Source organism: Cnuibacter physcomitrellae, from assembly GCF_014640535.1.
Lineage (GTDB): Bacteria > Actinomycetota > Actinomycetes > Actinomycetales > Microbacteriaceae > Cnuibacter > Cnuibacter physcomitrellae.
Window position 1 is genome coordinate 2,652,956 of sequence record NZ_BMHD01000001.1, and the last position, 14,458, is coordinate 2,667,413.

General features: G+C 71.4%; 11 protein-coding genes. 7 read left to right on the forward strand and 4 right to left on the reverse strand.

The window, feature by feature from the left end; genetic code table 11:
- Positions 1-230: 230 nt before the first annotated feature.
- Both trpS and IEX69_RS12510 read right to left on the reverse strand, forming a co-directional pair.
- Positions 231-1,283 (reverse strand): tryptophan--tRNA ligase, encoded by a 1,053-nt coding sequence (gene trpS / locus IEX69_RS12505; RefSeq protein ID WP_085017664.1) that lies wholly within the window; start codon positions 1,281-1,283, stop codon positions 231-233.
- 306 nt (positions 1,284-1,589) lie between these two features.
- Positions 1,590-2,162 carry a TetR/AcrR family transcriptional regulator gene (locus IEX69_RS12510; RefSeq protein WP_085017665.1) on the reverse strand — a complete coding sequence of 191 codons (573 nt, stop codon included), beginning with the start codon at positions 2,160-2,162 and terminating at the stop codon, positions 1,590-1,592.
- 57 nt (positions 2,163-2,219) lie between these two features.
- Here IEX69_RS12510 and IEX69_RS12515 point away from each other — a divergent pair, with 57 nt between their 5' ends.
- Positions 2,220-3,449, forward strand: a complete 1,230-nt coding sequence (locus IEX69_RS12515) for an FAD-dependent oxidoreductase (protein WP_085017666.1) — start codon at positions 2,220-2,222, stop codon at positions 3,447-3,449.
- Positions 3,450-3,529: 80 nt separating this feature from the next.
- A complete protein-coding gene (locus IEX69_RS12520) occupies positions 3,530-5,236 on the forward strand; it encodes a S8 family serine peptidase (protein WP_085017667.1) in 1,707 nt (568 codons plus the stop codon).
- A 62-nt stretch (positions 5,237-5,298) separates the two neighbouring features.
- On the opposite strand, the gene IEX69_RS12525 is transcribed toward IEX69_RS12520, so the two are convergent.
- On the reverse strand, positions 5,299-7,386 hold the full coding sequence (locus IEX69_RS12525) for a 3-keto-alpha-glucoside-1,2-lyase-like domain-containing protein (RefSeq protein ID WP_157127043.1): 2,088 nt from the start codon (positions 7,384-7,386) through the stop codon (positions 5,299-5,301).
- Between the two features lie 132 nt (positions 7,387-7,518).
- On the opposite strand from IEX69_RS12525, the gene IEX69_RS12530 reads away from it, so the two are divergent.
- The 5 genes from IEX69_RS12530 to IEX69_RS12550 all read left to right on the forward strand — a co-directional run bounded on the left by IEX69_RS12530 (position 7,519) and on the right by IEX69_RS12550 (position 13,572).
- Entirely contained in the window at positions 7,519-8,574 is a 1,056-nt protein-coding gene (locus IEX69_RS12530) for a LacI family DNA-binding transcriptional regulator (RefSeq protein ID WP_085017669.1), read from the forward strand.
- Positions 8,575-8,635: 61 nt separating this feature from the next.
- Positions 8,636-9,976, forward strand: coding sequence for an ABC transporter substrate-binding protein (locus tag IEX69_RS12535; RefSeq protein WP_085017670.1), 1,341 nt, complete (start codon positions 8,636-8,638; stop codon positions 9,974-9,976).
- A gap of 14 nt (positions 9,977-9,990) precedes the next feature.
- On the forward strand, positions 9,991-10,947 hold the full coding sequence (locus tag IEX69_RS12540; protein ID WP_085017671.1) for a carbohydrate ABC transporter permease: 957 nt from the start codon (positions 9,991-9,993) through the stop codon (positions 10,945-10,947).
- Positions 10,944-11,861: a carbohydrate ABC transporter permease gene (locus IEX69_RS12545; protein WP_085017672.1), complete on the forward strand. Its 918-nt coding sequence runs from the start codon at positions 10,944-10,946 to the stop codon at positions 11,859-11,861. Before IEX69_RS12540 ends, IEX69_RS12545 begins: the two co-directional genes overlap by 4 nt.
- Positions 11,862-11,934: 73 nt before the next feature.
- Positions 11,935-13,572 (forward strand): FAD-dependent oxidoreductase, encoded by a 1,638-nt coding sequence (locus IEX69_RS12550; protein ID WP_085017673.1) that lies wholly within the window; start codon positions 11,935-11,937, stop codon positions 13,570-13,572.
- A gap of 21 nt (positions 13,573-13,593) precedes the next feature.
- Here the strand turns inward: IEX69_RS12550 and IEX69_RS12555 are convergent, their stop codons facing one another.
- Positions 13,594-14,439 carry an LD-carboxypeptidase gene (locus IEX69_RS12555; protein ID WP_085017674.1) on the reverse strand — a complete coding sequence of 282 codons (846 nt, stop codon included), beginning with the start codon at positions 14,437-14,439 and terminating at the stop codon, positions 13,594-13,596.
- Positions 14,440-14,458 lie beyond the last annotated feature (19 nt).

Sequence of the window (14,458 nt, forward strand, 5' to 3'; positions counted from 1 at the left end):
TCGACGTGAACCCCTGCGCCCGCACTCGACCCCCGGCTTTGTCCAAGTTTCCGTCGCGAAACGCGGTTTTCGCGACGGAAAGGTGGACAAACCCCGGGGTGGGGAGGCCTCCGCGCCCGGCCCACGGCGTGCGGATCTGACACTCGCGGCGGCTTCCCGCGCCTGGAGGTCGCCACGACTGTCACATCCGTCACTCAGCGCCGTCGTCTCGAGCGGCGGAGCCGGGGGCGTCACGCCCGCGCGAGGTAGCGCATGCCCATGCGCTCGCGGACCTCGTCGAGGGTGCGGTCGGCGATCGCGTTCGCGCGCTCGATGCCCGCGGTCAGCACCTCGTCGATCACGCCGGGGTCGGCAGCCAGCTCGGATCTGCGCCGACGGTGGTCCGCGAATCGGGCGTTCACCGCATCCGTCGTCACGCGTTTGAGCTCGCTGCTGCCCCGGTCGCCGATCTCGTCCGCGATCACCTCCGGCGGAGTCATCGTGCAGAGCGACGCCGTGGTCAGGAGCGCGGAGACGCCCGGGCGCGCCACGGGGTCGAAGGTGATGCGGCGTTCTCCGTCGGTCTTCGCGCGCCGGATGACCGCGGCCGTCTCGTCCTCCGTCATCCCGAGGGCGATCGCGTTGCCGCGGCTCTTCGACATTTTCATCCCGTCCACGCCGGGCACCTCGGGTGACGCGGTCACGAGCGGCTCCGGCTCGGGGAACAGCGCGCCGTAGCGCTCGGTGAACCGCCGCGCGATGGTGCGCGTCATCTCGATGTGGGGGAGGTTGTCCTTCCCGACCGGCACGAGGTTGCCCTTGCAGAACAGGATGTCGGCGGCCTGGTGCACGGGGTACGTCAGCATGAGCCCGCTCAGGGCGCGCCCGGACGCTGCCGTCTCGGCCTTCACCGTCGGGTTGCGGTGCAGCTCGGCCTCCGTCACGAGGCTCAGGAAGGGGAGCAGGAGCTGGTTGAGAGACGGCACGGCCGAGTGCGGGAAGATCGTCGTCGCGGCGGGATCGAGCCCCGCGGCCAGATAGTCGAGGACCGCCTCATGCACGTTCGCGACGACGTCGCGGGAGGTGTTGCGGTCGGTGATGACCTGGTAGTCGGCGAGCACGAGGAAGACCTCGACGCCGCGATCCTGCAGCAGGACCCGGCCCGCCAACGTCCCGAAGTAGTGGCCGAGGTGGAGGCGTCCCGTCGGCCGCTCTCCGGTGAGGACGCGGAAGCGTGCAGGATCGGCCCGGATGCGGTCGTCCAGGTCGGCCATCCTGGCCTGCGTCGCGGCGAATGAGTCCATCGAGAAGCCCCTTCTGAGGAGAGGGCTGCACGGAGGGACCGCGGGCCTGCGGACTGCCATGCAGCCCGCGAACATGCGTCACCCGGCTGCTACTGCAGCCACCACCACGAGGAGACCAGGGCGCGCATGGCCCGATGCTACCGCCCGCCCCACCCGCCAGGGAAGCGCGACCGGGACGACAACGCTCCGTGATCGTCCGTCCGGGCCGCACTGGCCCGGCTCGCGCCCCGCCTGGTCGGCGATGCGTCGCCGCGCGGATCGCGCCCCCGCTCGTGACCCTGCCGATCGCGCGGACGCCGGCGCCGTTCAGGCGGCGTCGAGGACGGACTGGAGGGAGGCGCCGAGGCGGCGGGCCGCCTCCTCCGCGTCCAGGTGGACGAGCGGCTCGAGGCCGATCACGTAGCGGCCGAACGCGTAGCCGAGGATCTGCGACGTGATGAGGCTCGCCCGCAGAGCCGAGTCCGCGAGCCCGCGCGGGAGGAGGGGCAGCACCTGCGCGGCGAAGACCGACCGCACACGAGCGGCGGCGTCCGCATCCTGCGCTGATGCCCTCAGCAGGATGCGCAGCGCCCGACCCGGGGTCTCGCCATCCCACAACGACACCGCGTGCCGCGCGAGAGCGTGGCCGAGGTCGGCCTGCGGGACGGACTCCATCCGGGGCAGGTCGAGCTCGATGGTCGTGGCCGCGAGGAACAGGCCCTCCTTGCTGCCGAAGTAGCGGATGATCATCGCCGGGTCGATGGCCGCGTCCTTCGCGATGGCTCGCACCGTCGCGCGTTCGAAGCCGTCGGTCTCGAACCGCGAGGCGGCGGCACGCAGGATCGACTCGCGCGAGCGCCGGCCCTTCGGGGTGGAGATGAGAGCGTCGCGGAAGGCCATCCACTCAATTTAGCAACACCCGTTGACTTTTGAGGTCACCGATGAGATTGTCAACGCATGATGACTTCTGGATCCGAACCGGCTCGTGGCCCGATCGACGTGCTCATCGTCGGGGCGGGGCCCGTCGGTCTCGCCGCGGCCGTGACGCTCCGCGGTCGGGGCGCGAGCGTGCGCATCGTCGACGCCGCTCCGCAGGGCGCGACCACGTCGCGCGCCGCCGTCATCCACGCGCGGACCCTCGAGGTGCTGGAATCGATCGACATGGCGGCGACGCTCGTAGGCGAGGGTGTCGTCGTGCCCGACTTCACGGTGCGCGACGGCGGGCGGACGCTCGCCCGCCTCGACTTCCGCGGACTCCGCACCCCGTACCCGTACACCCTCATGCTCTCCCAGGCGCGCACCGAGGAGCTGCTCCACGCCGCGCTCGCGGAGCTCGGTGGTCAGGTGGAGAGGGAGGTCGAGCTCGACACGTTCATGAGAGCGAACTCCGGCGGCGAAGGCGGCGCAGGCGGCGAAGGCGGCGCAGGCGTGGCCGGCGGCGCAGGCGAGGTCGCCGTCCTCCGCCATCCGGACGGCACGCACGAGCAGGTCGCCGCCCGCTTCGTCATCGGCGCGGACGGGAGCCGGAGTCGTGTCCGTCAGGAGCGGGGGATCGCGTTCGACGGCTCGGAGTACGCCGCCTCCTTCGTCCTCGCGGACGTCGTCCTGCGCTGGTCGCTTCCCGCAGACGAGGTGCAGCTGTTCCTCGCGACGCGGGGTCTCGTGGTCGTCGCACCGCTCCCCGGCGGGCGCCACCGCATCGTCGCGACCATGGACGAGGCCCCCGCCCAGCCCACCGTGGCGGACGTCCAGCACATCCTCGACGAGCGCGGCCCGGGCGGAGCGGTGGTCGACTCGCTCGTCTGGGGCTCGCGCTTCCGCGTCGCTCATCGCCTGGCCGCGACCTACCGCGACGGCGCCGTCTTCCTCGCCGGTGACGCCGCCCACGTCCACAGCCCGGCGGGCGGGCAGGGGATGAACCTCGGCATCCAGGATGCCGTGCTGCTCGGTGGTCTGCTCGCCGATGTCCTCGGAGGCGAGAGAGGGGCGGATGCGCTCGCGCAGTACGAGCGGCTGCGACGTCCGGCCGCCCGCCGGGTGATCGCCCTCACCGACCGCATGACGCGGATGGCCACCCTCCGTGGCCCGATCCTGCGTGGCCTGCGCGACGGCGCGATCCGGGCGGTGCTGCACTCGCGCCGACGGCGGACCGCGCTGGCCCGCCGCATCGCCCAGCTCGACGCCTGAGCCGCGACGCGGGAACGCGCCCTCGGCGCGACGTGAGCGACCACCTCCACTACAGTGAGCGCTGGACGAGAGAGGTCACCATGGGGCGTCGAATCGGAGCGCTGTCGGCGATCGCCGCACTCGCGGTGTGCGCGGGCACGGCCCTCGTCACGCCGGCGGCATGGGCGGAGGACGCGAGCAACGGGGCCACACCGGGCTGTGCGCCGTCGGTCGCCTCGGCGGCGCTCGATGCCGACGAGGCGCGTGCGCTGTTCGGCGTCGACGGCTCGGGCGTCAAGGTGGGCGTCATCTCGAACTCGTTCAACACGGCGGCGGTCCCCACCGCCGCCGACGACGTGCTGAGCGGCGCTCTGCCGGGCCCCGGCAACCCCTGCGGATACACCACGCCCGTGACCGTCGTCCGCGACGGCCTGTCGTCGGAGGACGACGAAGGCCGGGCGATGGCGCAGGTGGTGCACGGGATCGCGCCGGGTGCCGAGCTCTTCTTCGCCTCGCCCCAGGGAGGTGGCGCGGAGGGGCTCGCGACGGCGATCGAGCTGCTCGTGGGGCGGGGGGTCGATGTGATCGTCGATGACATCCAGAGCACCGACGAGCATCCGATCATCAGCAACGCGGCCGACGCCGCCATCCAGGCCGCGGTCGATTCCGGGGTGACGTACGTCACCGCTGCGGGCAACGACAACGTCCTGGGAGCGGCGGGCACCCCCAGCGCGGGCTACCCGATCGCCGGCTGGGCGTCCGAGAGCTACCACTGGATCTCGTGCCCCGATGACGTCAGCGCCGCCTACCCCGACGACGTCTCCTGCATCGACTTCGACCCGGCCGCGGGGTCGGAGGATCCGGCGATGCGGGTGTCGCTCCCGGCCGCCGGGTCCATGACCGGCCAGCTGAGCTGGGTCGGCAGCGCGAACATCGGCTACGTCCTCACGTTCGCAGACGGCAGCGTGCATCCGGTTCCTCGCCCCGACCCGAGTGCTCCCGTCATCCCCGCCGGTCTCGTCAACCTCGACAGGACGGCGCCCGCCGACGTCTCGGTGAGCATCGTGCTCGAGGGCGACAGCCCCGATGCCGTCGGGTCGCCTCCGCTTCAGTGGGTGCTCGAAATCGTGCCCGGTGGCGCGGCTCTCGTCGCCCGCGACATCGAGTACCCCCAGTCCACCGACGAGGTCGCGGTCGGTGGATCGATGTCCGGCCACAACGCCAACCCGGCCGCCATCCGGGTGGCGGCCGTCGACAGCAGCACGTTCGAGCTCGAGACGTTCTCATCGGGCGGGCCGGCGCTGAGGAGCGTGTCCGGCTCGCTCGTCACCGTCCCCGGCCCGACCGTGGCGGGTGTGGATGGGGTCCCCATCTCCTTCGACCTCGCCGGCGGCGACGTCTTCTACGGCACCTCGGCGGCGGCACCGAGCATCGCCGGCGTGCTCGCCCTGGCGCTGCAGCACGCTCCCGGGACAGGCGTCGCCGACCTGACCGCCGCGCTCACCTCGGCCGCACGCCCCGACGCCTACTCGACGGTGATGCCGGCCGACGTCGATCGCAGCCGTTTCGTCGGTGCCGGGCTCGCGGATGCGGTGGGCACGCTCCTGGCGCTCGGCCCAGCGCCCGCTCCCGTCCCCGGTCCGGTGGAACCGGGCGGGAGCGACTCGGGCGGAGCCGCAGCGCTCGCTGCGACCGGCATGGGCGACCCGGGCGCCTTGATGGCGTCGGCTGTGCTCCTCGTGGTCGCGGGGGCGGGCGCCCGCGTCGCGCTCCGCCGTCGGAGTCGTGCGGCCCGTTCCCTGCGCTGACGACCTCGCCGCACTCATCACCGACGACGTCCGCCCGGCCCTCCACGCCCGCGCCGCGGGCACTACCCGCGCACGACGACCTCGTCGAACACGGCGGCGGAGGAGGCGGTGCGCACCCCCACCTTGCCCGCGGTGAGCTGAGCGACCGGGTTCGTCCAGGTGAGGAGCGGCGAGCCGTTCAGCCATCCGGTCACCGTGCTTCCGCGCACGTCGGCGCGCAGCGACACCAGGCGGCCGGTCGGCACACTGACGGGGGCGCTCGCCACGAGGGTGAGCGTGCCCGCCACCTTCGAGTACAGCTCGAGCGCGGAGGTCGCGAGGTTCACGCGCAGCAGGAGGAAGTTCGAGCTGTCCGTGTAGCGCAGCAGCACCCCGGCGTTCCCGTTCGCGGTGCCCACGGCCATCCGCGCCGACAGCGTGTAGTCGGTCCACGCGGTCGACCCTGTCGTGGCGATCGCCTCGCCGGACGTCGACGCCTGCCTCAGCGCCCCCGGCTGTCCGCCGACGGTCCACGTCCCGGTGACGGCGGCCCACCCGCCGAATCCGCCGCTCTCGAACGTCTCGGAGGACAGGATCGAGGCGGGGGAGCCCTCCACCGCGCCCCGGTCGGGACCCGAGCCCTGCGGCACCTGACGGCCGGAGAAGTCGAGCCCGCCGTTCGAGGTGATCGTCGCGCCCGAGTCCCGTGAGGGCGAGGTGGAGCCGAGCGTGTACGCGGCCGCCGCGTCGGCGATCGAGGTCGCCGTCCCGGGAGCCGCCAGGAGCGGATCGCTCGTCAGCTTGCCCGTGTGGGGAGCCGCTGAGGAGTTCGCGCCGAAGAACGTGTTGTTCGAGTAGACGGCCCCGCCGCCGACCGCGTACGTGCCCGACGCCGCGTTGACGAACACGTTGTTCGTGTGCGTCGCGACGCCCGCCGAGTTCGACGTGGTGAGCAGGCCCGTCTGGCCCGCCGATCGGTAGAAGGTGTTGTTGTACACGGTGAGGGCGCCGCCGCCGAAGGGGATGCTGAAGGCGCCGCCGGAGCGGTCGAGGTCGTTCTGCGAGATGTTGTAGCGGAAGACGTTGTCCGCCGTGTGGTCCATCATGAGGAGCGTGCCGCCCTCGTTGTCGTGGCTGTAGTTGTACTGGTAGACGCTGTCGGTCACCTCGACGTCGAAGTCCCACGGCTGGCCGTCCCCGTCGATCCGGCGCGTGCGCGACGCCTCGTTGTACTGGAACACCGCCCCCGACGTGTAGTACGCCCACTGCGCCGCCACGACGCTGACGGCCGGGAGGTAGGTCACGACGGAGGTGTCGACGGTCGTGTACTTCCCGATCCGGTCGGTCGTGTTGTACTCGACGAGCGGTCCCACCCCGGCGCGCACGAGGATCCCGTCGCGGTGGATGCGCGTCACGGTGTTGCCGCGGATCACCACGTTCGTGAACGCGTCGTGCGTGTGCACCCAGCTGGAGCCGGCGAGGAAGGCGTCGGTCATCGTCTGGATGCCGGTGTCGGCGACGTTGTCGACCGTGTTGCCCTGGATGAGCACGCCGTCCCAGGTGCTCTCGGGGTCGCTCGCCGCGGACTGACGGGCGTGCAGGTTGATCCCGCCCGTGCGACGGTCCTTGCCGAAGACGTCGTGGATGTCGTTGTTCAGGATCGTGATGCCGCTGAAGGCGCCCCCGCCCGAGCCCGCGCCGAGGATGAGGATGCCGTTCCGCCGCAGGGAGGTGGGCTGCTGGCCGCTCGTGATCTCGAGGTCGGAGATCGTCCACCACGACCCGTTCGTCACGCGGACGCCGAAGCCCTCACCGCCGACCGAGGTGTTGCCGAAGTCGATGCGCGGCTTCGCCCCGGTCCCGTACCGTCCGACGAGGACCGGAGCGGTCGGGCTCCCGGAGCCCTTGAGATCGAGGTACTGGTTCGTCCAGGTGCTCCCGGCCTTCAGCAGGATGCGGTCGCCGGCGCTCGCCGTGAGGGCGTTCACCTTCGCGAGCGACTTCCAGGCGGCGCTCTCGCTCGTGCCCGTGTTGGTGTCGGATCCGCCGGTGGCGTCGACGTAGTAGGTCGTGCCTGCGGCGTGTGCGGCAGGCGCCGGAGTGGCGACGAGCACCCCCGCCGCGAGTGCCAGCGCCGTCATCGTGGCGAGCGCGAGTCGTCGTATCCTCATGGGTTCCTCCTTGAACCGGAATGGGTCACCTCCGTTCGTAGTCGCTTATACGTATAACGACAAGCGCTTCGAAGCACTTGCGGGTTATACGTATCAGCGCCTATAGTCGCCTCAGTCGTCGAAGGAGACACCGTGACCCGTCCTCGCATCGCCCGCCAGAGCGACATCGCCCGCCTCGCGGGCGTGTCCCAGGCCACGGTGTCGATGGTGCTCAACGGCCGGGCGGGAGCAAACCGCATCCCCGAGACGACTCAGGCCCGCATCCGCGAGGCCATGGCCGAGCTCGGCTACGTGCCGAACGTCGCCGCCCAGTCGCTTCGCGGCGGCCGCAGCGGGCTCATCGGCGTCCACACCTTCGAGCGGGTGTTCCCGACGGCGCCGGACGACTACTACCGCGAGTTCCTCAACGGCATCGAGGAGCAGGCGGTCGCCTCCGACCTCGACCTCGTCCTGTTCGCCTCCACGCAGAAGCCCGACGGCACACGCAGCATCTACGGATCCGGGAGCAACCGGATGCGGCTCGCCGACGGCGCGGTCATCCTCGGCTTCGAGAAGAACGACGACGAGATCCGCCGTCTCGCCGAGGAGGGCTTCCCCTTCGTCTTCGTCGGGCGCCGGAAGGTCGAGGGTGTCGACATCCCCTTCGTCACCGCGGACTACGCCGCGGCCATGCATCCCGTCGTCGCGCTGCTGACGGATGCCGGCCACCATCGCATCACCTACCTCGCCGCCCCGCTCCGGGGTCTCGCGCAGCAGGACCGCCTCGACGGCTTCCGCGCCGCCGTGGAGGAGATCGCCGCCTCCGACCGGCCCACCTTCGAGGTCGACGTCCGCGAGGTCGACGCCGTGACGGCGTCGTGGCTGGCCGAGGTCGTCGGCGGAGGGACGACGGCGATCGTCGTCGAGACCTTCGACCTCGCCCGCGCCCTCGCCGAGGCTCTGGACGAGGCCGGTCTCTCCGCGCCCGCCGACCTGTCGGTCATCAGCCTGGACTCCGACCCCCGCGGCGACGCCTTCAGCCATGTGCGGGTGCCGCGCCGCGAGCTCGGGTGCCGCGCCGTCGAGCTGCTCCTCGCCGTGATCGACGGGGAGCCGACCGATCATCTCGTCACGCCTCTCCCGTGCGAGCCGCCGGAGGCGAGTACGGTCGCTGCTCCCGCGGCCGCCGCCCTCCCGACCGCTCGCTGACGTCGCCACCGCACGACATCCCTTCCGCAGACCCTCTAGCTAATACGAATAAGGAGACAACATGGACGTTCACTCCCTCTCCCGGCGCCGCACGGCGCGCCTCGCCGCCCGGATCACCGCGGTCGCCGCCGTCGGCGCCATCGCGGCGGCCCTCGGCGGATGCGCCACCAGCGACGACTCCGGCGCAGGCGGCGACAAGACGCTGAGCGTCTGGCTGCCCGGCAACAATCAGACCGAGATCGACCTCGTGACGAACACGATCGTCCCCGCCTTCGAGGAGGAGACCGGCGCCACGGTCGACGTCACCTACGTCGACTGGGGCGACATCTCGACGAAGCTCAACGCGGCCTTCGCCGCCGGCACCGCCCCCGACATCTTCGGACACGGACCCGCCGCCACGGCCGACTTCGTCGCCAACGGCCGCATCCTCGACCTGGACGACCGTGTCGCGTCGCTCAGCCAGGAGGACCGCGACGACCTCGCGGCCGCGCTCCCCGGCGGGCAGGTCGACGGCGCGCAGTACCTCATGCCGCTGTCGCTGCAGGGTTACCTCGTCATGTACGACGCCGACGCCTTCCGCGCCGCGGGCCTCGACCCGGACGACCCGCCCAGCACCTGGGAGGACCTCAAGGCCGCCGCCGAGAAGCTCACCCAGCGCGACGCCTCCGGCACGATCACCCGCTCCGGGTTCCTCACCCCGAGCCAGGCGATCGCGCGCCAGCAGTCGTTCGCGACCTTCCTGTTCGGACAGGACGGCTCGCTGGTGAACGACGAGGGCACCGAGGCGACCTTCGACTCCGACGAGGGCGCCGCCGCGCTCGACTTCTTCACGAGCCTGTACACCGGCGACGACGCCGTCTCGGCGAACCTCGGCGAGGACTACCTCAACGCCCCCGCCGCGCAGCAGCCGCTCGTGCAGGGCACCGCGGCGATGACCGTGCAGGCCCCGTCGATGATGCAGCAGATCGTCGACGCGTCGCCCGGCCGCGACCTGCGGGTCATGCCGGCGCTCTCGTTCGAGGGCGGCGAGCCCGCCGCGTTCGGCGGTGCCGGACCGGGCCTGATGATCAACGCCGACGCACCCGACGCCGATCTCGCGTGGAGCTTCATCCAGTTCATGCTCTCGCCCGACATCAGCACCGAGTACACGCAGGGCACCGGAACCATCCCGGTGCGGGCCTCGGCGGCCGACAGCGACTACGCGAAGAACAGCGCGATCATCACGATGTTCCTCCAGGAGTCGTCTCACCTCCACGCGAACCCGAACGTCGTGGGCTGGGTGCAGGTGCGCGACGCGCTCGACAAGCAGCTCGAGCGCGGACTCAACGGCGTCGCCGACTCGACCTCGGTGCTGAAGGACGCCGCGGACGAGGCGGACAAGATCCTCGCCGCGAACGGCTGAGAGAGAGCACACGCATGGCCACGACAGTGATCCTCCCGGCGGACGTGGACTCCCCGCCCGCCGGGAGGACGTCCCCTGAGCCCGGGGGCGTCCGGAAGCGACGGCGGTGGAGCCGCACCGCCCTCATCGGACTGCTCTTCGTCCTGCCCGCGGGCCTGTACATCGTCATCTTCCAGCTCGTGCCGGTGCTGTACGGCCTCGTCCTCTCGTTCACGAAGTACAGCCCGCTGAGCCGCTCCGGCCCGGTGTTCACGGGGATCGAGAACTACACCGACCTGCTGAGCGACGCGGACTTCGGCTCCGCGCTCCTCGTCACCGGCCGCTACGTGCTGCAGGTGCTCCCGATCACCGTGATCCTGGCCCTCGGCCTCGCGATCCTGGTCAACCGCCCCTTCAAGGGCGTCGGGCTCTTCCGGTCGGCGCTGTACGTGCCGCACATCGTCTCGCTCACCGCGGTGAGCATGGTGTGGCTCTGGATGTACTCGCAGACGGGCCTGTTCAACGAGGTGCTCGGCTGGTTCGGCGCCCCGGCGCAGAGCTGGCTCCTGGACTCGGACTCCGCTCTGAACGCGGTCTCGGCCATGCGCATCTGGAAGGCGCTCGGCAGCAACATGGTCCTCCTGCTCGCGGGGCTCCAGTCCATCCCGCGCGACCTCTACGAGGCGGCGCGGGTCGACGGGGCCGGTCGCTGGGCGACCTTCCGGTACGTGACGCTCCCGGGACTCCGGCCCATGCTCGTCTACGTCATCGCGATGGACATCATCTACCTCGCTCAGGGCTTCGCCGAGATCTACGTGCTCACGCAGGGCGGTCCGCTCGGGAGCACGACGACCGTGAACTACCTCATCTACACCGAGGCGTTCCAGTACAACTCGATGGGATCCGCATCCGCCATGGCCTTCGTCCTGTTCGCCCTCATCATCGGCTTCTCGCTCCTCACCATCCGCGGCGTGATGGGACGCAACCGGTGAGCGCCGCCGCCGAGACCCGTCGTGCGAGCGCGCTGCGGCGGATGCGCCGGGGCCACGCGCCGGGCCAGGGCCGCGTCGGCTCGATCATCGTGCTAATGGTGGTCACCGTGCTGGTGCTGGTGCCGTTCGCCTGGGTGATCTCCCTCTCGCTGACGCCGGAGTCGGAGGCGTTCGGGTCGGTGTCGCTCATCCCCGCGCATCCGACGCTCGAGAACTACGGCACCGCGTTCTCGGATGCGGACCTCGGCCGAGCCCTGCTGAACTCGGGGATCGTCGGCGTCGTCACCGTCGTGACGAACTGCCTGCTCGCGGTGCTCGCCGGCTACGCGTTCGCGATGCTGCCGTTCCCCGGGAATCGCGCCGTCTTCTACACGCTCATCTCGACGGCGGCCATCCCGATCTCGGTCACCCTCATCCCGCTGTTCCTCATGGCGCGGGGCATCCCGCTGGTCGGAGGCAACGACATCCTGGGTCACGGAGGCAGCGGGCTGCTCGACACGCTCGCCGGCGTCATCCTGCCCTACATCGTGATGCCGATGAACATCTTCCTGGCGCGTCAGTTCTTCCTGTCGGCGCCGCTGGAGATGGGTGAGGCGGCGCGGATGGACGGGGCGGGGGAGCTGCGGATCTTCTTCAGCGTCTACCTCCCGCTCGCCAAGCCGCTCATCGCGGTGGTCGCGATCTTCTCGTTCACCGGCGTCTGGGACGACTTCCTCTGGCCGCTGGTGGTGACGAGCTCGCAGGAGGTGCAGACCGTGCAGCTCGCCCTCGCCCGGTTCCTCGGCAGCGGCAACGTCCAGTACGGACCGCTCATGGCCGGCACCGTCATCGCCACGCTCCCGGTGCTGGTGGTCTTCCTCTTCAACCAGCGCAGCTTCATCTCCGGGCTCTCGGACGGCGGCGTCAAGGGCTGACCAGCGCGCAGCCTCCCACCGCATCCGCCCGTCTCACCCGAGCGCCCGTCTCCACCAGAAGGATCGACACCCCATGCCCACACGCCATCTCCGCGTCCCGTTCGCCGTCATCGGGGGAGGGCTCGGCGGCACCGCCGCGGCCGTCACCGCCGCACGGCTCGGCCTCCCCGTGGTGCTCACCGAGGCCACCGACTGGCTCGGCGGGCAGCTCACGAGCCAGGGAGTGCCCCCGGACGAGCACGAGTGGATCGACCGCCAGCGCATCTCGCCGAGCTACTCCGAGCTGCGCGACCGGATCCGCGACCACTACCGCCGCGAGTACCCGCTGACCGAGCGCGCGCGGACCACGGTCGCCCTCAACCCGGGCGCGGGATTCGTGTCGCGCCTCTGCGCGGAGCCCCGCGTCGCCCACCTCGCGGTGCGCGAGATGACGTCGCCTCTCGAGGCCTCGGGGCTCCTCACCGTGCTCACCGAGCACGAGCCGATCGAGGTCCACCGGGAGGGCGACCGCATCACCGGCGTGCTGCTGCGCGACCTCCGCACCGGCGACGAGGTGCTCGTCGAGGCGGAGCTGGTGGCGGATGCGACCGAGCTGGGCGACCTCCTCGAGCTCGGCGACGTCGCTCACGTCGTGGGCGCCGAGGGCGTCGGCGACACCGGCGAGCTCCACGCCCCCGCCGAGGCGCGACCCGACGACCAGCAGGCCGTCACCTGGTGTGCGGCCCTGGAGCTCCGACCGGGCGAATCGCACGTCATCGCGCGTCCCGAGGGGTACGACCGTTGGCGGACCACGGTCCCCTCGTTCTGGCCGGGGCCTCAGCTGTCGTGGGAGGACGTCGATCCGATCACCCTCGAGCGCCGCGAGCGGCCGATCTTCGCCGGGCGCCCCACCGACGCGATCGACGGGGACGACCTCGATCTCTGGCACTACCGCCGCATCCTCGCTCGTCGCATGATGCACGAGGACTGGGCCGGCCACGACGTCACGCTCGTCAACTGGCCGCAGGTCGACTACTGGGACCGGCCGCTGATCGGGGTGACGCCCTCGGCTCAGAGGCTGGCGATGGCCGAGGCGCGGGAGCTGACGCTGTCGTTCGTCCATTGGATCCAGACCGAGGCGCCACGGACCGACGGGGGTGAGGGGTACCCGGAGCTCGCGCTCCGCGGCGACGTGCTCGGAACCACCGACGGCCTGGCGAAGGCCGTGTACGTGCGCGAGTCCCGCCGCATCAAGGCCCGCTTCACGGTGACCGAGGGGCACATCGGTCGTGAGATGCGGGGCGACGGCGCCGGATCCGCCCTCTTCGACGACAGCGTCGGCATCGGCTTCTACCGGATCGACCTGCATCCGTCGACGGGAGGCCGCACCTACGTCGACATCGACTGCTTCCCCTTCCAGATCCCGCTCGGCGCGCTCCTCCCGGTGGACACGGAGAACCTCCTGGCCGCGAACAAGAACATCGGGACGACGCACATCACGAACGGCGCCTACCGCCTGCACCCCGTCGAGTGGTCGATCGGTGAGGCGGCCGGCGCGCTGGCCGCGTTCTGCGCGACCGAGCGCGTCCGTCCGGCCCAGGTCTACGAGGACCCGGCGCGACGCGAGGAGTACCGGGGCCTGCTCTCCGGCCGACTCGGGATCGCGCTGGCGTGGAGCGACGAGATCCGCACCGGCGGCTCCCGCAGCGAGGCCGTCGTCACCGCCCGCTGACCTGTCGGAGCGCCGGTCACCTCACGGGATCAGGTGCTGCACGATCGTCCCCGCGGCGCCGTCGAGGCGGACCTCCGCGAGAGCGCCGTTGACCAGCGGCAGCTGCGGTGGTTGATGTCCGGTGTCGACGTCGAGGATCACCGGGAGATCGAGGTCGCCCAGCGCGCGTCGGACCGCATCCTCCTGGCTCAGCTCCGGGACCGCCGCGCCCTCGGTGCGGCCGATGAGGATGCCGTTCGCGTCGTCGAACCAGCCCGCGAGGCGCAGTGACGTGAGCATCCGCAGGACGGCGATCGACCCGGACTCGGCCGCCTCGAGGTAGACGATCGTCCCCTCGGGGGCGTATCTCCGTGCGAAACCGGGCACGTCCCCGTAGGGGGTCCCGGCGAGCAGGGACACCGTCTCGAGGCAGCCGCCGATCAGGCGGCCGCGCATCGCCACGTCGTCCGTGCCGTCGAGTGCCCGCCACCGAGTGGGGGTGTCGTACGCGCGATCGCGGTCGAGCGGCTCGTCCTCCCACGCGCCCCAGGGTCGGCTGCGCCGGCGAGGCGCGCTGCGCTGCTCGAACGCGCTCCCCGGAGGAAGCTCGACCAGCTCGATCGCGAGCTCACCGCCCCACGGTGGGAGGACGACCGCCGCCTCCTCGAAGGCGGCGTGCAGGTCCTCAGCGCGGGCATCTGCGGATGCCGGGGTGAGGCCGTCGACGAGGGCATGAGGACGCACGTGGACGTCGAGCCCGCCCGCCGTGAGCGCCTCGACCGCCGCACGCAACCGCGGGAGAAGGTGGGCGGGGACCCCCATCGACGGCGCCGGCACCTCCACCCGGGCGCCCGGGCGGAGCGCCCTCGGGTAGGTGATGCTCGCCATCCTTCGACCGTAACGTCTC

Bases quoted from the DNA above. Each gene is read 5' to 3' on its own strand.
- trpS (WP_085017664.1), bottom strand. From the start codon at position 1,283: ATGGACTCATTCGCCGCGACGCAGGCCAGGATGGCCGACCTGGACGAC.
- IEX69_RS12510 (WP_085017665.1), bottom strand. From the start codon at position 2,162: ATGGCCTTCCGCGACGCTCTCATCTCCACCCCGAAGGGCCGGCGCTCG.
- IEX69_RS12515 (WP_085017666.1), top strand. From the start codon at position 2,220: ATGATGACTTCTGGATCCGAACCGGCTCGTGGCCCGATCGACGTGCTC.
- IEX69_RS12520 (WP_085017667.1), top strand. From the start codon at position 3,530: ATGGGGCGTCGAATCGGAGCGCTGTCGGCGATCGCCGCACTCGCGGTG.
- IEX69_RS12525 (WP_157127043.1), bottom strand. From the start codon at position 7,386: ATGAGGATACGACGACTCGCGCTCGCCACGATGACGGCGCTGGCACTC.
- IEX69_RS12535 (WP_085017670.1), top strand. From the start codon at position 8,636: ATGGACGTTCACTCCCTCTCCCGGCGCCGCACGGCGCGCCTCGCCGCC.
- IEX69_RS12540 (WP_085017671.1), top strand. From the start codon at position 9,991: ATGGCCACGACAGTGATCCTCCCGGCGGACGTGGACTCCCCGCCCGCC.
- IEX69_RS12550 (WP_085017673.1), top strand. From the start codon at position 11,935: ATGCCCACACGCCATCTCCGCGTCCCGTTCGCCGTCATCGGGGGAGGG.
- IEX69_RS12555 (WP_085017674.1), bottom strand. From the start codon at position 14,439: ATGGCGAGCATCACCTACCCGAGGGCGCTCCGCCCGGGCGCCCGGGTG.